The organism is Stenotrophomonas sp. NY11291, from assembly GCF_023277365.1.
Classification (GTDB): Bacteria; Pseudomonadota; Gammaproteobacteria; order Xanthomonadales; family Xanthomonadaceae; genus Stenotrophomonas; species Stenotrophomonas geniculata.
On record NZ_CP096975.1, the window covers coordinates 967,662 to 989,667 of the forward strand.

20 protein-coding genes are annotated in these 22,006 nt (G+C 66.0%); 1 reads left to right on the forward strand and 19 read right to left on the reverse strand.

Annotation, left to right across the window (positions count from 1 at the left end):
• Positions 1–6: 6 nt before the first annotated feature.
• The 19 genes from terL to M1L61_RS04550 form a co-directional block, all read right to left on the reverse strand.
• Positions 7–1,671 (reverse strand): phage terminase large subunit, encoded by a 1,665-nt coding sequence (terL, locus tag M1L61_RS04460; protein ID WP_032961836.1) that lies wholly within the window; start codon positions 1,669–1,671, stop codon positions 7–9.
• An 8-nt stretch (positions 1,672–1,679) separates the two neighbouring features.
• Entirely contained in the window at positions 1,680–1,925 is a 246-nt protein-coding gene (locus M1L61_RS04465; RefSeq protein ID WP_032961803.1) for a hypothetical protein, read from the reverse strand.
• Entirely contained in the window at positions 1,922–2,191 is a 270-nt protein-coding gene (locus M1L61_RS04470) for a hypothetical protein (protein WP_005412393.1), read from the reverse strand. The genes M1L61_RS04465 and M1L61_RS04470 overlap by 4 nt, the downstream gene beginning before the upstream one ends.
• Positions 2,192–2,217: 26 nt before the next feature.
• A complete protein-coding gene (locus tag M1L61_RS04475) occupies positions 2,218–2,703 on the reverse strand; it encodes a hypothetical protein (protein WP_126411773.1) in 486 nt (161 codons plus the stop codon).
• Positions 2,703–5,507, reverse strand: a complete 2,805-nt coding sequence (locus M1L61_RS04480) for a tail fiber domain-containing protein (RefSeq protein ID WP_005412395.1) — start codon at positions 5,505–5,507, stop codon at positions 2,703–2,705. The genes M1L61_RS04475 and M1L61_RS04480 overlap by 1 nt, the downstream gene beginning before the upstream one ends.
• A gap of 25 nt (positions 5,508–5,532) precedes the next feature.
• Positions 5,533–8,070, reverse strand: coding sequence for a phage tail fiber protein (locus M1L61_RS04485; protein WP_005412396.1), 2,538 nt, complete (start codon positions 8,068–8,070; stop codon positions 5,533–5,535).
• A 39-nt stretch (positions 8,071–8,109) separates the two neighbouring features.
• A complete protein-coding gene (locus M1L61_RS04490) occupies positions 8,110–11,274 on the reverse strand; it encodes a hypothetical protein (protein ID WP_005412397.1) in 3,165 nt (1,054 codons plus the stop codon).
• Between the two features lie 6 nt (positions 11,275–11,280).
• Entirely contained in the window at positions 11,281–13,455 is a 2,175-nt protein-coding gene (locus tag M1L61_RS04495; protein WP_248854380.1) for a hypothetical protein, read from the reverse strand.
• Positions 13,456–13,458: 3 nt separating this feature from the next.
• A complete protein-coding gene (locus M1L61_RS04500; RefSeq protein ID WP_032961812.1) occupies positions 13,459–13,857 on the reverse strand; it encodes a hypothetical protein in 399 nt (132 codons plus the stop codon).
• A 32-nt stretch (positions 13,858–13,889) separates the two neighbouring features.
• A complete protein-coding gene (locus M1L61_RS04505; protein WP_248854381.1) occupies positions 13,890–14,363 on the reverse strand; it encodes a hypothetical protein in 474 nt (157 codons plus the stop codon).
• On the reverse strand, positions 14,360–16,492 hold the full coding sequence (locus tag M1L61_RS04510; protein WP_005412401.1) for a hypothetical protein: 2,133 nt from the start codon (positions 16,490–16,492) through the stop codon (positions 14,360–14,362). Before M1L61_RS04510 ends, M1L61_RS04505 begins: the two co-directional genes overlap by 4 nt.
• Positions 16,492–17,082, reverse strand: a complete 591-nt coding sequence (locus tag M1L61_RS04515) for a hypothetical protein (protein ID WP_005412402.1) — start codon at positions 17,080–17,082, stop codon at positions 16,492–16,494. Before M1L61_RS04515 ends, M1L61_RS04510 begins: the two co-directional genes overlap by 1 nt.
• Positions 17,083–17,181: 99 nt before the next feature.
• On the reverse strand, positions 17,182–18,135 hold the full coding sequence (locus tag M1L61_RS04520) for a phage capsid protein (RefSeq protein WP_005412403.1): 954 nt from the start codon (positions 18,133–18,135) through the stop codon (positions 17,182–17,184).
• 26 nt (positions 18,136–18,161) lie between these two features.
• Complete coding sequence (locus tag M1L61_RS04525; protein ID WP_005412404.1) at positions 18,162–18,947, reverse strand: capsid assembly protein, putative; 786 nt, start codon at positions 18,945–18,947, stop codon at positions 18,162–18,164.
• A complete protein-coding gene (locus M1L61_RS04530) occupies positions 18,947–19,090 on the reverse strand; it encodes a hypothetical protein (protein WP_004154577.1) in 144 nt (47 codons plus the stop codon). The genes M1L61_RS04525 and M1L61_RS04530 overlap by 1 nt, the downstream gene beginning before the upstream one ends.
• A 16-nt stretch (positions 19,091–19,106) precedes the next feature.
• Positions 19,107–20,663: a portal protein gene (locus M1L61_RS04535; RefSeq protein ID WP_005412405.1), complete on the reverse strand. Its 1,557-nt coding sequence runs from the start codon at positions 20,661–20,663 to the stop codon at positions 19,107–19,109.
• Positions 20,656–20,808, reverse strand: coding sequence for a hypothetical protein (locus M1L61_RS04540; protein ID WP_005412406.1), 153 nt, complete (start codon positions 20,806–20,808; stop codon positions 20,656–20,658). Before M1L61_RS04540 ends, M1L61_RS04535 begins: the two co-directional genes overlap by 8 nt.
• 20 nt (positions 20,809–20,828) lie before the next feature.
• Positions 20,829–21,008 carry a hypothetical protein gene (locus M1L61_RS04545; RefSeq protein ID WP_005412407.1) on the reverse strand — a complete coding sequence of 60 codons (180 nt, stop codon included), beginning with the start codon at positions 21,006–21,008 and terminating at the stop codon, positions 20,829–20,831.
• A 64-nt stretch (positions 21,009–21,072) separates the two neighbouring features.
• On the reverse strand, positions 21,073–21,609 hold the full coding sequence (locus M1L61_RS04550) for an adenylate kinase (protein WP_004154581.1): 537 nt from the start codon (positions 21,607–21,609) through the stop codon (positions 21,073–21,075).
• Between the two features lie 68 nt (positions 21,610–21,677).
• Here M1L61_RS04550 and M1L61_RS04555 point away from each other — a divergent pair, with 68 nt between their 5' ends.
• Positions 21,678–21,986, forward strand: a complete 309-nt coding sequence (locus tag M1L61_RS04555) for a hypothetical protein (RefSeq protein ID WP_032961816.1) — start codon at positions 21,678–21,680, stop codon at positions 21,984–21,986.
• Positions 21,987–22,006 lie beyond the last annotated feature (20 nt).

A 22,006-nucleotide genomic window follows, 5' to 3' on the forward strand; every position in this document is an offset into this window, starting at 1 on the left:
GGTCTCCTACAGGATGTCGAGGTAGTTGTCGGGTGACGGCATGCGGCCGGTCACGGACTGGATGAAGGAGGCGTACTCGCGGTCGAGCAGCTCCTCCAGGTAGCGCTGCTCCTCCTTGGACACGTCTCGGGAGAGCTGGTCGGCCCAATACTTCACGGCCATCGCCAGCGCTTCGAGGCGGTCGTCGTGGCGCAGTGCGCCGCGGTCGCGCGTGATGCGCGTCAGCTGGTAGCACAGCTGGTACTTCTGTTCGGACTTCTGATCGGCGCGGATGATCGAGGCATCGACCACCAGGCGGTGCTGGTTCAGCACCGGCTCCAGCACGTCGATGATTCGGTTCTCCTTCGAGGTGCCGTAGTGCTTCACCTCCTCGATGGAGCACGGGTACACGCGCGCCAGGACGCCGGAGAGCATCTTGGCGAACATGCCGTCACCGAAGTTCGCCTCAATGAGGACTGCGGAGACCTTCTCGGCGCGCGCGATGTGCGCCAGGGTCTCCAGCGTGTCGTCGTCGTAGCCGCCCTTGGTCGCACCAGCGCGGCGCGCGTAGAGCATGCCGCGAAGCATGCCGACGACCGCGTAGCCGGTTTCGTCGCCACCTCGGCCCGAGGGGTCGATGGCGAGTACCTTGCCGGTGAACTCCTCCATTTCCGAGGCGAGGTACATGGGCCGGTACAGGCGGTCGCCAGTGAAGCCCACGGACGGGATGTCGCTGACGATGTACTCCGGGCCGCTGCTGTAGACCACGCGGATCGGAGCGACCTCGCGGTCCACGTCCATCACGATCAGGTCGGACAGCTTGAGCGGGTACTTCTCGGCGTCGGACAGCGACGCATCGAGCATGAACTGGAGCATGAAGCCGGAGCGTCCGTAGGACGCCTCGCGCTCCATCAAGTCCTCATCGGAGAAGCGGACGCTCTCGCAGTTCTTCCAGGCGAGCTTGGGGTTCGCGTCGAACGCATCGGCGATCATCGGCGCGAGGCGGTCGCCGTACACCTGACGGTGCTTGGTGTCCTTCGGGTAGCGCGCAGGCCAGATGCGGATGACGTAGCCGCGCTCGGGCAGCTTGTTGTAGAGCGACTCCTCGGTCTGCGGAGTGCCGAGGTAGATGATCTCGCCGCCAGGCTTGAGCACCGCGTCGAACTCCTTGACCAGCTCGGCGAGCTTCTCGCGCTGCACGACGGTCATGGAGTTCTTTGGGACTTCGATGTCGTCCGCGATGATGGTGTCGGCGCGGGAGCCGGTGAGCTGGCCGTTGATGCCGACCGACTTCACCGAGGGCGACTGATCGGGCTGCGCGGGACCGACATCGAACGCCAGGTTCGAGTTGCGCTGGTCGGGACGCGGGCGCAGGTGTTGCAGCTCAGGCAGGGTTTCGATCAGGCGCTTGACGAACACCGAGAACGCATCGGCGCGTTCCTTCGATGCCGAGACCACCATGATCTTGTGCTGGGGGTCTTTCCAGAGGAGCCAGCAGACGTAGGCGGCCGTCACCCAGGACTTGCCGACGCCGCGGTACGCCATGATGACGCGACGGCGCGGGCCGGTTTTCAGGAACTCGCAGATGTCGTACTGGATCGGAGTGGGGCTTGGTAGCCCCAGCTCCTTCCAGACGTACCAGGCGAAGTTGCGGAAGTCCTCGAAAGGGTGACGAACGTGGAGGCTCGTCATGCCCTCCATCAGTTCAGCCGCCCATCCTCAGCGGGATCGAACGGGAACTCGGACACCTTGTCGGCCAGCTTGCCCAGCGGTGAGCCGGGCGGCGTGGCCGCAACGTCGATGCCGTTGTCCTTGAGAAACTGCCGGGCCACGTTGAGGATCGAGGCCAGGCCCTTCGCGTCCGACTCCATCGAGTCGATGGTGTCGGCGAGCTTGTCAGCGACTGCGGCGTGCAGTCGCTCCAAGGCATCCTTGGGGGCGGTCACTTGTTGACGACGCGGTTCAGTACGGTCTCCAGCGCGGACGTGCCGAGCGACGCCAGGATGCACGCGAGCGCGACCTGGGCGACGAAGGAGACGCCGGGGATGAAAATGACGATGGCACCAGCGGCAAGGCCGGTAGCGCCAGAGAGGATTGCGCGGCCGAGCGCCTGCTTCCAGGTGATCGGATCGTTCGACGTGAGCATCTTTGCGATGCCCACGATGAGGCCGACGCCCGCGAGAGCGCCGACCAGCTTCACTTCATCGTGCATTAGGTCTCTTGTAGGTGGTGGATGCGTTAGAGCGGACGACCGAAGCTGTACTCGTAGTTGCCGGTCAGGGTGATCTGCGTGACGCCATCGGTGACGACGACTGTGAACTGCCCCATGCGGGAGGTGTTCCGCCCAGAGGCGGTCACAGTGCCACCGAGGCCGCTGCCGGAGATCGACGCGCCGCCTGTGACGGAGCGGGAGACCACGGAGTAGTTGCCGGTGCCGCCCGAGCAATAAACGCTGAACGACTCGCTGACCGTGCCGTTGGTGGACTGAGGCCAGTTACCCATCAGGTAGCTCGGCGACAGCGATGCTTGGAACGGCGTCGCCTTGACCGCGTTGTAGAACTGCGAGGCGTAGATCGGGCCGCTCGTGGGGACGCCGTAGTTGGCCGGAACGTCGGGCACCAATCCACGTCCTCGGTAATACTGGTCCGCGTAGATCGGGTAGCCGCCGCCAAACTCGGCGCGGATCATTTCCCAGGAGATAGGGCCGGAGCCGGGGAGGGCCATCAGGCACCTCCCCCAAGGTCCGCGACGCGCTTACGCAGCGCCTGCACCTCAGCGATAAGGAAGGGAATAGCCTTCTCCCACTGGATCGTCTTGATGCCGTTTGCGTGCGTGGCGACCATCAACGAGTAGACCTCCTCGGCCTCCTGCGCGATGCCGCCGACCTCGTGATCCGCGCTCGGGTGGAACGTGGGATTCAGCTCGGCGATTGCCTTGGCATCCCAATCGAACTCGCGTACACGGAAGCGGTCGAAGAAGTCGGCCACCTTGGAGGCCGAGGCGTCCACGATGTTCTTCTTTAGACGCGCATCGGACGCATAGGCGACGATGTTGCCCGTGGCGACCCAATTGTTGCTGCCGTCGCGGTAGGCGCACCACGAGAAGGCGTTGCTGGCGAGGAAGCCGTGGTTGTTGTCGTTGCAATGGAGCCAGTGCGTGGTCCCGTTGTCGGAGTCGTAACAGGTGATGGTTGGCGAGTAGCTCTCCAAACGGAGGTCGCCACCGCTACCGCCTGGGCCAGCGATAAGGAATCCCTTGCCGCCGTAGGTGCGAACCCAGGTGCTGTCCTGCATCCAGATGCCGCCGCCGTGCGCTTCCGAGTACCAGCCGGTGCCGGACTGCTGGGAGCGGAACCAGCCAGCGTTGAGGTAAATCTGATCGCCGACCGTCAGGCGGCCCGCAATGTTCGCAGCACCGTTCCAGTACAGGTTGTACCAGCTGTTCGTGTTCACGCGGGTGATCGAGCAAACGTCATCGCCAGCGCCGTTCGTTCCGTGGATGTACGCGGTTCCCGCTGCACCCATGCCGGTCAACCGCAGCGGCGCGCCATAGGCCAGAGTGACCTGCCCGGTGAAGGTTGCGCCACCCAGGCTCGCCTTGCCGTCCAGTGCGGACTGGAGGCCGCTGACGTTTGCGATGGTGTGCGTGTGACCGGCGTCGGCCTTTCCTGCCGGGTTGAAGTTCGCCGAGGTCCAGACGGTGCCGCCAGCGTTGAGGGACGCGACGCCACCCGTGCCATCGCCGAATCGGAACTCCAGCGAGTTCGCAGCTGGCGGCACGTACACATAGCGATCCAGCGACCCCAGGTACATGACGCCGGACGTGGCCTCGCCGCCAAATCCCTGCACACGAATCTGCCCGGAGGCGAACGTCTTGACGCCACCGATGGACTGATCGTCGGTCACGTTGACGACGTTGGCGATCTCGGCGGCGGTATGCGTGTGGCCGATTGCCGACTTCCCGTCGAGCGCCGCTTGCAGCCCGGTTACGTTTGCGATGGTGTGCGAGTGGGACGCCGCCGCTTTGCCGTCGAGCGCGGACTGGAGGCCGGTCACGTTGGCGATGGTGTGCGTGTGCGTCGCCGCCGCCTTGCCGTCGAGCGCCGTCTGCGTCGCGGTGCTGATCGGCTTGTCGAGGTCGGCGGTATTGTCCACCTTGTCGAGGCCGACCTGCGCCTTGGTGTGCGTGTGGGTGCTCGGCGGGTAGGTCGTCGGCTTCCCGGTGACGTGGGTGTTGAAGTCCACGTCGTCGCGGGTCGCCAGCGCGCCCAGGCCGCCGATGTCGCCAGCCACGAGGGTCACGTCGCCCTGCTTACCGGCGACGCTGGTGACCTGATCGGTGTTGTCGATCTTCTCCCAGGTAGCGCCGTAGAGCGCCTGGTCGCCGACTCGCCAGTGGATGTCGCCCACAGTGCCTTCGCCGACCACCTTGTAGAAGTGACCCTTCACCGGGTTGGCCGGGAACGCACCAGTGCCGGCATCCCACGATCCCATGTAGACCAGCGAGCCAGTGACGGCAGCCTGCGCCTGGGCGGCCCAATGCTTCGCCGAGAACTCGCCCGGCGAGACCTCGGTGCCCTGCGGCGCGTTCGCGTACAGGCCAGCCTTGTCGCGGGCAGCCTCGGCAGCGGCCTTGGCCGACGATGCGGTCTGCGCCGAGATCGAGGCGGCAGACGCCGAGCCGGACGCAGCGGAGGCATGACCGGCTGCGGTGGTCGCCGAGCCAGCAGCCTCGCCAGCCTTGGTCGCCGCGGCGGACGCCTGGGCTTCCGCCCGGTTGGCCTGGGTGGTCGCCTGAGTGACCGAGGTCGCTGCGGCGGTCGCGCTGTCGGCGGCTGCGGCAGCCGATGCTGCGGCAGCGGTGGCGTCAGCTTCCGCGCGGTCGGCCGCGTCGGTCGCATAGCCCAGGATGGTCTGCGCCTGATCCCGTGACGTGGCGGCAGCAGTCGCCGCTGCTTGCGCGTCGGAACGCGCCTGACCCGCTGCGGTGGCCGACGTGCCCGCCTGGCTTGCGGAGCCAGCCGAAGCCAGCGCCGAGGTGGCCGAGGCCGTCGCCGAAGCGGCGGCGTCCACTGCGGAGCTTGCCGCCTCGGTCGCGCTGTCGGAAGCCTCGGCCGCCTTGGCAGCAGCGAAGGTCGCCGCGTCGGCGGTGGCCTGCACGTCGTCGTCGATGCTCGCGGCGGATTCCGCAGCGCGCACGGCGGATGCTTCGGCAGCGTCGGCGAAGCCAGAGGCGTCATCTGCGGACGCCTGCGCGGCGTTCGCCATGCCGGTTGCCACGGACACCAGGTCGCGCACCTGCACGACCGAGCCGGTCAGCTCGTCGGTCAGCCCGGCCACGTCCTTCTGGAGCTGCGGGAACGAGGGGAGGGTGTGGTTGTTGCCCAGGCCGTCCGTCACGACGACGGTGCCTTCCTCCTGAGTCAGCAGCGCGATCATCTGATTCTCGCGCCGGTTCCAGCGGTCTACCAGCGTCGAGAGGCGCGAGGCCAGCTCGGCGTTGGAGACGTAGCCGGGGGTAGTGCTCATGCGGTGCTTGGGTTCTCTCTGAGGGTTATCGGATGCCGAAGGCGAAGCCGCCAATCGACGTGATGAGGTAGTTCGGGTAGGCCGGGGCGTCGTAGCCGTGGACCTGCGGAGGCGGGCTGGATGCGCGGCACCGCACGCGGAATGCGCGGGCACCGCCTGTCCATGCGCCGGACGCCGAGAGCGTCACCGACTGCTCGTAGGTGTAGAAGTTGGACGCAGTGAAGGTGTTGCCGTCGCCGCCCATCTGCTGAATCAACGCGCGGTACATCGGCGGCTCGTGCGAGGCGATGACGACCCACACAGAGTCGCGCAGCTCCTCCAAGATGACGTGCAGCCCGTAGACGCGCGTGTTCGCGGTGACGGTCACCGACACGGAGGGCGTATGACCCTCGCCAGCCAGCACCGGAGCGCCGAGCCAGAACTCGTGGATCGCCACCCAATCGCCGAGCGGGATGAAGTTGTTGCCCGCCTGGTAGCAGAGGCTCGTTGCCCCGGTCCACCACACGCCGGTCGCCGACTGGAACTGCCCAACGATGTTGGGAGCATTGACGCGGCCTCGGAAGAACGCGCCGCCGTTGCGGTCCACGTAGAACACCGCGTTGTTGGCGTTCTTCGCGCCGGAGCCGACCCACAGGGGCCAGTCGCCGAGGTTGGAGATTTCCACGCGGAACTCGGCAGCGTTGACGATGTTGCCGTTGCCGTCGAGGGTGTGGGTCTTGAACGTGCCGCCGTTGATCGTGCCTGCGTTTGCCGTGAGCGCGGCCAGGGAGTTCACCCTGATCTTGTCCGCAGTGATCGTCCCGTCCACCACCAGCGCACCCTGGATGCCCACGGTGGACTGGCCGCCGACAGTGCCGATCACGAACGGATACTTGATGCTCGCCAAGGTGCCGCCCGAGGTGTACTGCGGGTGGACGAAGGCGAAGCGATCCGCGGTGACGATGAAGTCGCTGCCGGTCTGCGGGTTGGCGGAGAGGGCGATACCGGCGACCACGGGGACGCCGTTGATGGTGCCCGCGTTGATCTTGACCGAGTAGTTGGCCTGCCACTGACCGTACATGCCGGAGTGCTGCCCGGCGACCACGTTGAACTCCTGCCGGATGGTGGCGAAGTCGCCGTCCTTGAACGCCTGGACCTGCGTGGCCGCGATGGCCTGTGCCTGCTCGGCGGTGATCTTGGTGGTGTTGAGCTGCTGCACCAGCGCGCCGGTCGGAGAGGTGACATCCAGGTCGGCCTTGCGCCAGCCGGTGCCATCCCAAATCTGCGTCAGGTACGCGCCGGTCTGCACGGTCTTGACCCAAAAGGTCGGAACCTTGAAGCCGCCAGCGGGCGGGGAGGGCTGCGCGTCCGAGAAGATCGTCGGCGCGGTGCTGGTCTCCAGCGTGGATACCTGGGAAGCCAGGGCTTCGCGCGCGGACGCTTCGGTGTCGATGCGCTGCTCGAAGGCGGCCGAAACCGCCGACACCTGGCCGTCGATCTCATTGGCAATCCCCTGCGGCACGTTCGCGCCGTAGCTGGCCGCCATCTGCTGTCGGAATGCCGTGTTGGCACCCTCGGCGTCCGTCAGGGCTTCGGTGGTCTCGGCCAGGCCAGCGATGTTCTCGCCGTGGCGGACTACTGCCGTCTCAACGTCGGACACGCGGGCCTTGGTTGCGTCAACCTCGGCCATGACCGCGGTGCGGACCTGCGCCGCGCTGTCCTCGATCTCTGCGCCGAGGCGCTGCTCGGTGGCCGCACGCGCCGCTTCGGTGGTGCTCTCCACCTCGTCGATGCGCTGGTTGAGCGCTGCGGAGATCGTCTTGCCGTTCTCGACCACCTGGCCTTGCAGCTCGGTGATCGCCTCGACGCGCGCGGAGCGCTCGTCAGCGATGGCGCGATTGACCTCCAGGAATCGTGCCTGGCTACTTTGCTCGCCGTAGTCCACCCGCGCGAACAGGTCGATGATCTGCTGCGCGATGACCTTGTTGCCTTCGGTCAGCAGTCCGATCTCGTGGGTGGCCGTGCTGATCTTGTCGCCATAGTCGCGCTGCACGTCGAAGAACTCGTGCGAGCGCATGATTTCCTCCAGGATCGCCTCGGCGTTCACGTCGATAAGGTCGATGCGGGTCAGCAGGTCTTGCAGTGCTGGCGAGCGGAGGAGCTGCTCGATGATTGCGTTGAGGTCCGGGTCGCCACCGGGGTTACCGGGGCCGCCACCGGGGAGGCCGCTGCCACCACCGAACTCGGCGAGTTCCTGGTGTGCGTACAGCAGTTGGCGGAACGACTTGGACAAGTCGCGCGCCGGGAGGTTTGCGCCTTCCTTGTAGTTGACCAGGAGGGCGTCAATCGGCGTGAATCGCCGGATGGTCACAGTGTAGGGTGCGTCGAGCACGCCATCCTGCGACGGAATCTCGATGGTGCTGGCGTCCACCCACGACACGGAGACAGCGCGGGCCGCGTCCGGTTCACCGACGAACGCCCGGATGTGTTCGCGGGCGATGTACGGGAACGGCACGGTGAACCGCGTAGGGCCTCCCTCGTAGGTGTAGAGCACGAAGGAAAGGCCGCGCGATAGTTCGATCATGCGTCCTCAAAAAGGTGGAGGCCCCGAAGGGCCTCCTGGTTACGGTCGATCAGTCCCGTCCTTGCGGTCAGGGAACTGCTGTAGGGCTTGATCCGCGATGTTGCGGACGCCCGTCATGTTGTTGAACCACCAAATCTTCCAGAAGTCGCGCATCTGCTTCTCGGTGATCTCCTCATCGTCGCGGATGGCCGAACCGATCATCCGCGTGCTGCCGTAGACCTTGTTGAACAGGTCGATGGACGGGATGCCCATCACGCCGTTCTCCAGGCCGGTCGAGCGGTTGTTGGCGAACACCGGGTCGTTACCCAAGGCGTCCGCCCACACGGCGTCGGTGACCGCGGGGATCACGTTCGACCAGCTCGATTGCGCGACAGCGTTCTTGTAGAAGTTCTCCTGCGTCAGCTGCTTCTTCCGCTGTTCGGGGTTGCCCGCAGTGTTGATGTACGTGCGAGCCGCCCAGCCCATGCCTGCTGCCGAAGTGGACAGCACGACCATCGCGTAGGTGCGCCAGTCGTCGTAGTGGTGGACGGAGTTCAGGAAGTGGCGGGTGTAGCTGTTGACCATGAAGCTGCGGAACTGCGTGACGATGCGGCCGGTGGTGGAGTGCATCAGCTCGATGCTGTCCGAGGCGTCACCTTCGAGAACCTGGTGTCGCGTCACGCGGAACAGGAAGGCCGCCATGCGCTCGCGCGTCTGGAACGGCAGCTTGTCCGGGTCGATCTGCTCGATCTGCCGCTTGCCTTTGAGGTAGCCGAACACGTCGGCCTGGGCCTTCTCGTCGAGGCCCCAGGTGCGCAGGCGGGCCACTTCGGCGTCCGACAGCTTCTTGGCGTTCGCCATGTCCAGCAGCCGCAGCAGCGTGGCGCGACCGGCGATGCGTTGGAGCATCGTGTTGATCGGGGCCATGCCGGATGCGACCGAGGTGACGTGCGTCGCCATGTTCATCGCGTTGTCGATCTTCTCGCCGTGCTTGACGTTGAACGTCTGCGGCACTAGCGCATCCTCGTCCAGGCGCAGGAACGGCGGGTTGCGCAGCCAGTCGGTGCCGGGTGCGAACAGCCGCTCCATGACGCGCGCCTCCTGCGAGGACAGCTTGCCGTCAGCGCCGCGCACCAGGAAGTCGCGGGCGGCACCCACGGAGTTCCAGAAGTTGCGGAGACCGGCATGCGCGATGGTCGGGCCAAGCTCGGCGAACAGCGAGAAGCCGACCTGGTTCATCACGCGGGCGAAGTTCCAGTTGCGCAGGAACCGCGCGTAGCGTGCGCCTCGGCTGGCGGGATCGAGTTCGGTGCTGCGGCCGAAGGTGGACTTGAGGCCGATGTCGATCAGGCGCTCGATGTCCTTCACGTCGTCGCCGGACTTGCGGGCGTCGCTCTTGAGCTTCGACACGAAGCGGTCGAGCTGTGCGCGGTTCTTGATGCCAGCCTTCGACGACAGCGCCGACCAGCCGGTGATCTCGCGCATGTAGCGGGTCATCACCGAGTCCACGTCGTTGTCGAACAGGTCGGCCATCGAGACCTGCACGTCCTCGCCAGCCTCGTTGCGGATGGTGGTGGAGTAGGTCTCGTCGAGGTCGATGCGCTTCTTCGCGCGGTCGAGCTTGCCCGACTCGTAGGTCTTGCGCTCCAGCTTGGACAGTAGCTCTTGCGACCGCACGGGCGAGACGCCCGCCTCGGTCAGCATGTTGCCGATCTCCTCGACCGAATCGCTGTCCAGCGGGCGGACCAGCAGGTCCATCCCGTCGCCCTCGAAGTTCGCTTGGGCGCGCTTGAGGTAGGAGCGTGCAACCGCCCCGAGCAGCTCGTCGTCGATCTCGTCGCCTTCGTCGGTGGTGGCCTCCCAGGCGCGACGCATGGCGGGCTTGATGAGCTGCTCGATCACGTCGTCCTGGTGAAGCTGCATCTCGCCGAACAGGCGCTTGAAGCCCTTGCCACTCCAGTAGCGCGGCAGGTAGCTGCCGTTCTGCGCCACGTTGGCGAAGCCGTCGAGGTTGCTGTCCTGCGCCAGCTTGAGCGCATCGCGCATCGCCTTGGCGACGCTGCCGGCCGCCTTGGCGGCTTCCGGTGATACGTCAGGCGCACCGCGCACGGCACGGCCGACCTCCTCGTTGAACTTTGCGCGCTCGGAGAAGTTCCACCAATGGGTGCCTGTCCGTTGCTTGTAGGCGTCCCATGCGGCGTTCACTCCGCTCCGCCATTCCGTCTCCATGACGGCCAGGTGGCGCTTGGCGAACTCGCTGGTGGACTCCTGGACCGCGACGGAGCGATCGGTGTAGCCGACGCCATCGCGGAACAGCAGGCGGCCCGCCTCGCGCACCAGCGGCGACTTGGCGCTACCCATGCGGGCAGCAAGGTCGCGGCGGACGGTGGCGAAGTGGGGCGTGATGTGCGCGTTGACCAGCGCCTTGTCGGTGAACTCCTGCTCGAATGCGCTCTCGTTGCGCAGCGGGAGGACGCCTGGCGTGAGGTCGTTGGCGGCGGTGCCTGCCACGCGGGCGGCGGACAGCGAGTCGTCACCGGCCAGCCGCTTCACCACGTCAGGCTTCACCTCGCCGTCGAACAGGGCACCCCGGCGAGCGCCGAGGGCACCACCGAACGCGAACGACAGGGCGGCGCTCTGCACGCCATCCGCGAGCGTCTGCTCGGGGTCGTAGGTGGAGGTTGCGGCCGACATCAGCGCGGAGGTGCCCGCAGCCTGTAGACCGGAACGCACCGCGTTGGCGAGGCGTCCGGCCTTGGCTGCGTACCCCAGGCCGCCCGTGGCGAGATCGAGGCCGGTTGCCACCGGGTCGGTGAAGCCGAGGGCGATCTGTCCGCCCAGGCCGAACTGCGCCAGGTCGTCGTCCGCCATCTGATTCATAAAGGCCACGGATTCCAGATAGGAGAGGTGCTCGTCGGACGTGGCCCGGCCGAACAGCTCCCACTGCTCCGGGCGCAGGCCCATCGACTCCCAGCGCTTGCGCGCGTCTGCGGGAATGCGATAGCCCTGCTGCGGCTCGTAGCCCAGCTCGGTGATGAAGCGGTCGATGAAGCCGATGCCGCCCTTTGCCTGGGCAGCGCCCCATCCGTCCCATACGGTCGTCTGATCCTTCCGGCGCTCCGCGGCCTCTCGCTGCTCCTTGCGCTCGCGCACGGCTTGCACGATGGGCTGCTGGGTTGCCGGCTTGACGATGTTCTCGTCTGCGCCGGGTAGGGATTCAAACATGCGGTCTTACTTCCTCGTCAGGTACTCCAGGAAGTCCTCGGGGACTGCCGGGGTGGTGGTGGTTTGCTTGGTGCCCGCGTTGGGAACCAGCGGCTTGGTGAGGTCGAACTTGGGCAGCTCGAAGGCGGGAGCCTCGGCGGCGCTGGCGTCGCGCTTGGCGATGGCCGCAGGGACTTCCGTGGTCGCCGACTGCGAGCGCAGGTCGCGGATGTTCCGGGACTGGTCCGCCCAGGTGGTGCGCTGCTCGACCCGACGACGCGCCTGGGATTCCGCAAGGTCTCCCTTCCAGCGCTGGTGCTGTGCCGCGATGGCACGCGGGTCGAAACCGATGGCGCGGCCGGTGTCCGGGTCAGGGATCAGCCAGTTGTCGGGGCCGACGATCTGCCACTGCCCCGGATTGCGGGGATTGGGCAGGGCCGACAGCTCATCCGGGTCGCGGCCGAGCTTGCGCGCGACCGTCTGGATCAGCTCGTCTACCGCTGGCTCGGCACCCTGCGGCATGCCGATGTTTGGCACGCGGCGGCCGTTGACGGTCGTGCGCTGGGCGTCGATCTGACCGACCGCTGCACGGATGGCAGCTTCGCCGGACACTCCGCCACGCGAGGCGATGCGCTCGGCTTCCTGGCGGATGCGGTGCAGCTCACGCGGGTCACGCGGCTTGCCGTCGATCTCCAGGTAGTCCTTGATGCCGGACTTCCAGGTGTCGTTGATGACCGAGCGGGCCTCCTCGACTTCCCGCTTCGGTTGCGTCAGGACGCGAGCGGCCTCCTGGTGAGACTGACCGCTGCGCCGGGTGTCGTAGAGGTACTGGTCCAGCATTGCGGCAGCCTCGCCGCCAGCGACCGTATCGGCGTACTTGGGCGAGACCTTGCGGAGCTGTTCGTACAGCGTCGCGGCGTTCTGGAGGTTCTCCTGGAACGCCGGGTCAGCGCGCTTGAGGATGCGTTCGAGCTGGGGGATGACGATGCCCTGCCGTGCCCACTTCTGGAGCACCTGGCCGCGTGCGGCCTGCGGGGTTTCCTCCCACTCCTTACCGGCCTGCTTCTTGAGGTCGGCGTCGCTGATCTCGTAGGGATTGCCCCCGGCTACCAGCTTGCGGATGCGCTCCTCTCGGGCGCGCTCCTTCGCTTCCTGCTCCCAGCGGCGAAGCGTCTGCTCCTGCTGGTTGTTCCAGTATCGCTTGAAGGACTGGAGGTCGCCACCGCTCAGGCCGAATTTACTGGCCCAGGTGTCGATGGTCTTGTGGGTGAGCTGGCCGCGATCCGCGAGGCCCTGGAGCGTCCACTCTGCCTCGGCCATCGCCTGCTTGCGTGCCTCGTCCTCGCGGTGTGCGATCACGCGGGCACCAGCGGCAGCCGCCGCGCGCAGCTCGTCGCCGTGCTCGGTGTTCATCAAGCCGGGCTGGCCGTCGCCGCGGTCCTGCTCCAGGAACGCCAGGATCGACTGAGGATCGCGGTTGCCTGCGGCCAGCTCCTCCTTGGCGGCCTCGACGTAGAGTTCGTCCACGTCGCGCTTGTTGAGATAGGCGTACTCCTCCTGGTCCAGCATCGCGTACAGGCCGTTCATGCCCTCGGAAGTGAGGAACGTGCCGCCCTTGATGCCGTCGCGGATGATCGCGGTCAGCGACTCCTTCTGCCGGACCAGCATTTCCCGCATCGAGTCGGCCTGCCACTGCTGGCGGACCTGCTGCGCGGCGCGCATGGCGACCGGCATCAGGGCCTTGCGGACCTGCGGGTCTTGGAACTCGGGGTTCTGCGTCAGCGCAGCCATCCGCTCCTTGATGAGCGGCTCGATGTCGGTGCCGGGTTCGGCCTTGGCGATCTCTTTGGCCGCTTCGATCTGCCAGTCGCGGACGCGGATGATGCCGTCTGCCTTGAGGTAGCCGCGACGCCATGACTCCGACTGCTGGGCAACGAAGTCCTCGGCCTGCCGGGGCGTACCCTCGGCGTCCTCCTGCATACGTTGGGTCGCCGCGGCGCTGTACTGCTCGCGGCTGTTTGAGATCATCTGCGAGTTGACGGAATCCGAGACGCGCGTCAGCACCGCAGCGGCGGTGCGAGAGAGGACACCGGCACCAGCGGAGGACGCTTGGTCAGCCTGCACCGCCAGAACGGGGCGCTCGGCGAGACGCTGCGGCACCTGCGCGCGGCGGATGATCTCTTGGGGTTTCGTGCGAGCCACGGGTTACTCGTCTCCGGGAATGGAATAGCGCTTGTAGGTTTGGATGTTGCTGTAGGCATTCGCGCCTGACTGCATCACGCCGCCCAGCGCCTCGGCATTGCCGGTGCGGATACGAGCGCGTGCTTCGGAGCCGCTTTCGACGACTCCGTTCCTGCGGTTCTTCTCGATGAGGGCCACGTCACGGCCAGCCTGGGCCATGATGTCGTTCGCCAGCAGCTCGACCGAGTTGCCGGACACTGCCGCTTCTGCTGCGGAGGCGCGCATCGCGGATCGCAGTGCGCGGGCCTCCTCCATGCGCTGTTGGGTGCGCTCGGCGGCCTGGTCGTTGATCTGCTCCTGCTGACGCTCCGCGGCTTCCTCGATGGCCTTGTTGTTCTGATCCTGGCCGTACATGGTCGCCATCGCGCTGACTGCGGCGATACCGACCTGGACTGCTACGGGGTTGCACATGGGGTCTTGGTTACTCGGACGAAGGGTGTCTTGGCGAAGCCGTAGGCGGACTCGACGCCGCTCTCGCGGAAGCCAAGCCAGCCGAGCCATCGCCGCGTGGTGACGGCGTGGACATCGACGAAGTTGAAGATGGTGCCGAAGGTGGCCGACCACTCGTCGCTGATCCGCCGAGCTTCTCGGAGGAACGTGCGGCAGAACGTGGGAGCCACCAGGGCGTCGGTGCCCAGCAGCCAAACCGAGGCGATACCCTCGGCGTGCTGGCTGAAGCCGAAGATGCACACGGGGGAACCGTCGTGCATCGCGGCGAAACTGCGGTCGCTCGCGGTCACTGCAAATGCGAGCGCCTGGAGCGGGGTGTGACCATGCGAAGCCGCCACCTCCAGGATGTCCTCCTGCCGCATGTTATCGGCGACGTGGAGGATGTCGCTGGCGGTGGGGCTTCGATAGGTCAGGGTCATACTCGGCTGCGGGAGACGAACATGCCGCGCCACTGTGCTGACTGGAACCAGCACTGGAACGGCAGGCGGTTGACGAGGTGCATGCGGACGCTGTTGGCGTCGCCCAGCACGGGGAACCGGCGAGAGCCGGAGTGGAACGTCGGGGCGCTGGTGCGGAACACCGAGTCGTTGAGGACGCGCGCGGTGTACGCACCGGAGTGCGACGCCACGTAGGTCTCGACGCGGCCATTGCCGTGCTGCTCGACCTCCAGCTCGAAGTACGCGCCATCCTTGTAGGCGACCTCGATGTCACGCACCTGCGTGCGGCCCACCAGCACGGCCTGGTTCTGCCCACCGCGAACGATGGGCTTGGTCAGGGTGAGGCGGTGCTCGTAGTCCATGCCGACGACCACGCGGCCCTCGGTGTGGTTACCGGGGAGCGCAAGGCGGGTGCGGGCGTTGTCCCAGCGCGCCTTGGTGATGTCCAGGTACGCGCCGGGGTCTTGCCAGTCGTCCGTCTTGAGGACGGTGACCGTCATGCCATCGGGCACGATGTAGGGCAGGTCGATCCAGGTCTCGTTGCCGAACTGCTGATAGGTGGGCTGCACCACCAGCATGCGGTCGAGCAGGAAGTTGTAGTCGCCCGTGGCATCCGTGTCGTGCTGGTTGAGCACCATGCGGAACTTGAGCAGCTCGCAGCCGCCGCCTGGGGCTTCCGCGACGGCGTACAGCACGTCGTTGATGGCGTGCATGTGGACGATGCGACCGACGCCGGAGATTGACCAGCGCGTCCATGCGGACTGCTGCTTCTCGTCGCCGATCCAGCGGACGAAGTAGACGTAGAGCTGCGCGTCGGTCGGCTCGTCAGGAGCGAAGAACACGCAGTCGGCACCACTTGCGCTCGCCATCGCTCGCATGCGGCCCGGCATCAGCTTGGGCACATGCGCCGTCACGTCGGCGGCGTCGCCGGTCACCGACAGGTCGTCGATGAAGTATTCGCGCACGCTGGCGTATGCGCCGCTGTCCTCGGTGAAGTACAGCGACTCGCCCATCAGCTTCGGCCGGATGTACGGCGAGCTGCTGTAGCTGTTGACCGGATCGCTCTTGACGTTCTTGGCGGCCAGGTACGGCTCGGCGGTCAGGAGGAACTGGCCGCCCGCAGCGGCAAGGAACAGGGCCGACTGGAACGGGACTGCGTGGTAGAGCGTGGTGACGCCGTTAGACCCGCTGACGCTCACGTCGATGGGGTCGGCGTCGAGCACCTGGGTCACCGAAGTGCGCCAGAGGTTGAACGGATCGGAGACCTCGGACATCAGCACGTTCTCCCCGGCCAGGAAGCCTAGGCGGTCCCGGTGCTTGAACACCTCGCGGATGCGCTGGCCGTCGATGGACGGGAACGGGTTGCTTTGCTCGTCACCCGCGAGGCGCGCGGTCCACTCCGGTCCACCGAAGGAGAACCAAAAGCCGTCCGCATGCACTGGATCGGGGATGCGCTTGAGGATGTGCGGCATCGTCTTGGCATCGAAGCGGTGCTTGATGCCCGGCCGGGCGACCTCCAGGTAGACCGAGGAGGACTGCTTCTGGACGTAGTAGTCGTCGAATTGCGATTCGGACGAGCCGATGATGTTGTAGATCGCGCCGGTCGGCACAACGGCCGAGCCTTTGTCGCCGGGCTTCGGCAGGTCGGACATCGTTTGCGCCGATCCGTACAGCGAACCGGGCGACAGCTCATCGCTCTGCTTCACGTCTACCAGCCGGTTGACGATGAAGGTGGTGTCGGAGAACGTCGCCAGCGCGAAGCACGACCACGCACGCTGTCCCTGGGTGTCCAGGTAGTTGAGCGCGTCGCCCGTGGCGTTGACGGTGTATTCCTTGCCGGTCTCGTGGTCGAACACGCGGATGCTGCGGTGACCCACGGCGACGATGTAGCGCTCGTTCTCATCGCGGACGATGGAGTGGAAGGCACAGTCGTGATCGAGGGTGACGCCAAGGCCAGCAACGAACTCGGCGGGCGGGCGCTTGCCAGCGCCCATTGCGGCATGCAGCCAGGCGTTGATCGCCTTGGTGAGCTGGTTCGGCGAGCGGACGGTATCGTCCTGCTGCGACTCGCCTCCCAGGAACGAGGGATAGTCCCCCGTGATTAGCGGCATCAGCGGTCCCAAATATCAGACACGTCCGTCGAGCCACTGAGGAAGTTGTGGCCGCGGGCGTAGGTGAAGTCGGCGTGCTCCTGCGCGAAGATGAGGTATGCCTCCTCCTCGTGCTTCTCGGTGAACACGTAGAGCTGGTCGCTACCCAGCACGCTCGTCTGGAACAGACGCGCAGCGCGCACGGCGATGTAGCGGCGGGCCGACTCGGGCAGCTCCTCGTAGGCGAGGAACCAGGTCACGAAGTCGGCGGTGGGGGCCGACGAGAACGTGTCGGCGAGGGTGAGCGGGTTGATGAGGCGCGTGCCTCGGATCACCAGCGGCTCGCTTCCGCGTGCGGGGACGAGCTTGAGGATCGACTGCGGCGGCAGCACCTTGCCTTCCGCGTTGAGCGTGAAGGTGAACGACTCGCTGGTGTTGAACCACCAGCCAGCGGTTTGGACCTCGCGGCTCACCGCGCGGAGGGTGTCGCGCGCCTGCGAGGCGTACAGGTTGCCGAGCGCTTCGAGGTCGCTGATCGGCGCTTCGCCGATAGCACCGAGCAGCACATTGACGGCTTCGAGTTCCGTGGTCGGAGTGAGTTCGAGGTTCATGGATTCGGGGCAAAAAAACGGGGGACACCCATGTGGATGTCCCCCGTAGATGGAGAGAGATTGAAGCGCCGCGGGATTTGCCCAACGGCGCGGTATTGCTTACGGGGCCTTCGACAGCTCGATGGCACCGCGCGGAGCCAGGATGCCGTGACCCAGCGCGTACTTCGCCAGCATCAGGGTGCCCTGCTTCTCGCCCTGGTACACGTCCTCCAGGGACAGGTCCAGCAGCTTGAGGGTGCCGACCGCCGAGCGGTGGAAGATCACGCCCACGGTGTCCGCGAAGTTGCCGCGGTACTTGGCCGGGATCGAGGCCAGGGCCGACTCATCGACACGCGGCATCGCGTTGATCTTCACCAGCGGGATGCGGGCGACCGAGGAAATGATCGCCTGGCCGTAGGAGCCGTTCGATTCCGCGTTGATGTCGCGGTCGATCAAGTCCTTGTTCTCGGTCAGCAGATACCACTGAGCCGGGGCCAGTGCGCCAGTGAACTCCTGCGGGTTGTCCGGCAGCAGCTTCTCGTCGAACAGCATGCGGGCGTTGCGGAACGCATCGGCCAGCACGGTCGGATCGGAGGCCATCGTGGCGGCCTTGATGATGGCACCACCCGGCTGGCCTTCGACCTTGCCTTCGGTGGTACGAGCGGCCAGGATCGCGCAGCGCAGCTCGTTCTGCATGCGCTTGAGCGCCAGCTCCGCACCCTGCTGACGGGTGTACTCGGAACGCACGTCGTAGTGGTTCATCGCCTCGTCGATGTTGGCGATGAAGGCGTGCGAGATCAGCATCGGATCGAGGGTGATGATGGTCTCGTTGTGCTCGACCACCAGGCCCTTGATCTCGGTGCCCGGCACATGGTACTCGGAGCCGATGGTGCCGACGTTCGGGAACGAGGCGGACTTGCCGCTCTCGATGTTGCGCACCGACACGCGGCCGTCCAGCTTGTAGTTCTCGACGAAGCTGGTGATGGTTTCAGCAGTGTAGTTCTGCTTGAACAGCGCCCAGGCGTCGCCGTTGGCCTGGGCTTGACCCAGGCGGGAGGGGATTGCGTCCGACATTTAGTCCTTGCTTGAGGTTGAGTGGATTACTTGAACAGCGGCGACACGGCCAGGCGGGCGGAGACTTCCGCGCGGTAAGCCGGATCACGGTGGTAGCGCACATCGCGCATCGCTTCGACGACCTGCGCCTGCGACTGGAACGGCTTGGGGCCTGCATCGGCGTTCGATGCGGTCTTGCCATTCAGAAGGCGGCCGTTGCCGCCACGGAGGGCGACGAGGCCCTGGACTGCCAGCGCTGCGCGGCCGGCGTCGCCGGACTGCACCGCTTCGTTGAACGCCCGCTTCTGCTCGGCGCTCAGGTTGGTCTTAGCCCACTGGACCAGGCCGTCGTAACCGGCCTTGCCACCTGCGGGCGAGTAGACGGCGTTCTCGTAGGTCTGCACGCGAGCGCGCAGGCCATCGACGTACACGTCCACCAGCTCCTTCGGATAGCCCGCGTCCTGGAGCTTCTTGTAGCTCTCCTCGGACAGCGAGCCGTTCGAGTTGAACTCGGTGGCGAAGTCGTCCAGGTTCAGGCCAGCCCGCGCCAAGGCGTCACGCGCGTCATCCGCGGTGGCGTCGTCGATGGTCGCGGGGCCGCCCTTGCCACCCTTGTCGTCGGCTGGCGTGCTCAGTTGTGCGTAGGCGGCTTCCAGCTCCTCCACGGTCTTGTACTTGCCGCCGAACAGGCGCTCGCCATCGGTGCCACCCTGCGCGCCCGGTGCGGGCTGCTGGGTGTCCTGGGAGTTCTGCGGCGGCTGCTGACCTGGGGTCGGCTGGCCGTTGATGCCGTCAAGGCTGACGGTCACTTCGGACTTGCCCGGCTGCGACATTACTTGTCCTCGGGCTTGTAGTTGACGATGACCAGGCCGTTCGTCTTGCGGGTGATCTCGGCCTTGCCCTTACGCTCGACGCTCGGAGCCTTCGGGGCTTCCTTGGTCGGCTTGGCGGGCTTCTCGGTGGTTTCGTTCGACATTGCGTCCTTCTCGGGGTTACGGGGTTTGGGTCATCGCTGAGGCGATATTCGGAGCGGCACGGACCATCGCCTCCTGCGCCGAGGCGTCCTGCTGCTCGGCAGCAAGCTCGTCGTCGGAGCGGATCAGGCCCTTGGTGGAAATGTCGGAAGCGGCGGCCAGTCGGGAGATCGCCTCGCCACTGTTGAGGCGGCGCGCCTTCTCCTCTGCGCCGACAAGCGCATCCACTGCCTGACCGAACTCGATCAGCTTGTTCAGGTCGTGGCCGCGGCCGAGGGCGGCGATGCCAACGGTGATGCGCGGCTTGATGAGTTCCTGCGGCAGCTCGGGCAGGCGACCCTGCTTCTGGAGCTTGTGCAGGCGGCGGCGGATCAGCGGCAGCAAGAGCTGCTCGCCCGACATCGCCATGAAGCCGCTGAGGGCGTCGTCGAGTTCCTGGGTGAGCACCCGGATTTCGTAGGCGGTCACGCGCTCGCCGGGGCGCTGCACGGCGGACTTCACGCCGAAGATCAGCTCCAGCGAGTTCGCCAGCCCTTCGGCCTCCTGACGCACGAAGTTCAGGTCGTAGGCTTTCTGGAGCTGGAGCGTGGTCACGTCGCTGGCCTCGCCACGCAGCACCGCGCCGGACTCGGCCTCGGTGAGCTGGCGCTCGCGGATCGTCGAGGTCGGCTTGAGGAACATGATGATCTTCGCCAGCGCGGCGGCACCCTTACGGATCGCCTTGCGCAGCGCCTCCAGCGACTCGAACGCGCCCACGTAGTCGTAGACCAAGCCCTCGCCGTAGTCGTCCACGAGGGACGGCGGCGCGCACAGGGGAATCCACGGGCAGGCGTCGATGGGGTAGGTGCCCACGGTCTCGGGGACTTCGACGCCCTCGACCTCCTGGACCACTTCCCACTCCTTGCCATCTTCCGAGCGACGCACCCAGGTGTAGAGGTTCACGTCGTCGTTCTTGGTCTTTTCGTCGCGTTCCTGGGCGAGCTTCTGCATCACCGCCGCGCGGATCGAGTCCGGCAGCATGGCCGGGGCGATCTTGTCGAGCGTGATGATCTCCAGCACGTTGCCCAGGCCGTCGCGGTCGGTCACGTAGGAGGTCAGCGGATACAGCTTAGGCTTGCCCTCGTCGGGGTCGTAGAGCAGGAAATTGCCGAGGACGATGGCGTGCTTGGCCGCCTCGCTGAGGACCGGGCGGACGCCGCTGGTCTCCAGGTCGTTGACGATGACCCGCTCCACGTCCACCAGCGCGGCCTCCAGTTCGGAGGTCTCCACGCCAGCCTGCTCGGCGATGTTCTCGGCGACTGCCTGGTCAGGCGCGAGCTTGAACACCGAGGCGTTCGGCGGGAGCCAGGCCAGCACGATCTTCGAGGCCAGGGCGTTGACGCACTTCGGGCCGGTGTCGATGTAGGCGGAACCGGGGGTACGCGATTTCGCGCCCTCGTCCACCCACAGGCGGGGCAGGGTAACCTTGGCGCAGCGCTTGGCGCGCGTCTCGGCTTCTTTGCGGTTGGACTTGAGATCGCCGTAGCGCTTCGCGGCCGTCTGCTTCTCGGCCGAGGTCTGCTTGGCGTCAGCCATTCGGAATGGTCAGTCCTTGGTACTGCGTTGCGTTGTTCAGGTCCAGTCGGACCTTGGACTTACGCCGCTGATCGGCCGCGTGGCCGGTCGGCTGGGTGTCCTGGCGGGTCAGCAGGATCGGGTCTTTCTCCTGCTGGTCCGGCATGTTGGGCTTGCTGCACATGATTAGCGGGCGCGGTGCTCCATCTGCTCGACCTTCCGCAGCGCCTTTAGCCGGAGGATCAGGCGGCGCTCGCCCTGCCGGAGCAGGAACTCCTCCTTCGGCTTGGCGGGGTCGTAGATCACTTCGGGGTGCAGTTCGTCCAGGAGGTCGATCAGGTCGTAGGAGTGCAGAGGGATTTGCATAGAACTCCTGGGTTATGAATAGGTGGGGAAACTGTCGTTTCCCCCGATGATGACCACTAAACCCTTAGAGTCGGGCCAGCGATTCCGCGACCATCCGCAGGCGGTGGATCGGGCCGTTGTTGTCGATCACGGTGTCGATCAGGTCGCCGTGGACGCCTGCCTCGGAGGCATGCGCCGAGACCGGGGCCGCGCTGTCGCGGAGCACCTGGACCACCTGGCCGCCCCACTCACGGATGAACTGCGCCTCGTTGTCGAAGCGAACGTCCGACACCACGACGCCAGCAGCGCCGTCGCGGCGGGCCTGACGGATCTTCTGCGCGACCACCTTGACCCACAGGTCGCGGTCGATCATTTCACGGCCCCACTCGGTGCCCACGGTCTGCATCAGGCGGCGCGGGGTCTGCCCGTTGAGCCAGTCGAGCGGCTCCTCCTTGAGCGGGCCGTCCTCCATCGCGGACACCGGCAGGCCGGTGATGTCCGCCACGAAGGCGCGGATCGGGGCCGCGAAGGACAGCTTCACGAAGCCGTGGTCGCTGACCAGGAACTCGGCCAGGGTGTCTTTGCCGCTGCGGGCGCGGCCGGTGATTCCGATGATCTTCATGGGGACTCCAAAAGAGAAACCCGGCCTTAGCCGGGTACAATTCGTGTTCGTTATGGAAGGAGACAGGTATGGCGAGTTCTACGCCGAGTAACACAAACGGAGCGGAAATCTCTGAGCTTGCACAGAAGCTCTATGGCCTACAGGAGGCGATGGATGCGCTCGTGGCATCAGGGCAAGCACAAGGAATTCAGCGAGAGCGCTACGATGCGGCCAAGCAGCTCATCACAGATAAGCTCACTGAGTTCAGCTGCACGTATGAAACGTTGACTACGCCGAAGGCGATCCAGCTTTGGGTTTTCAATAGCCGAGAACCCGTAAGTCGGAATCCGTCAGAGATTGCACACTGGAAGCAGTTCTACGTGGACGAGTTGCGGTAAGCAGGATCAGGTGGCTTGGT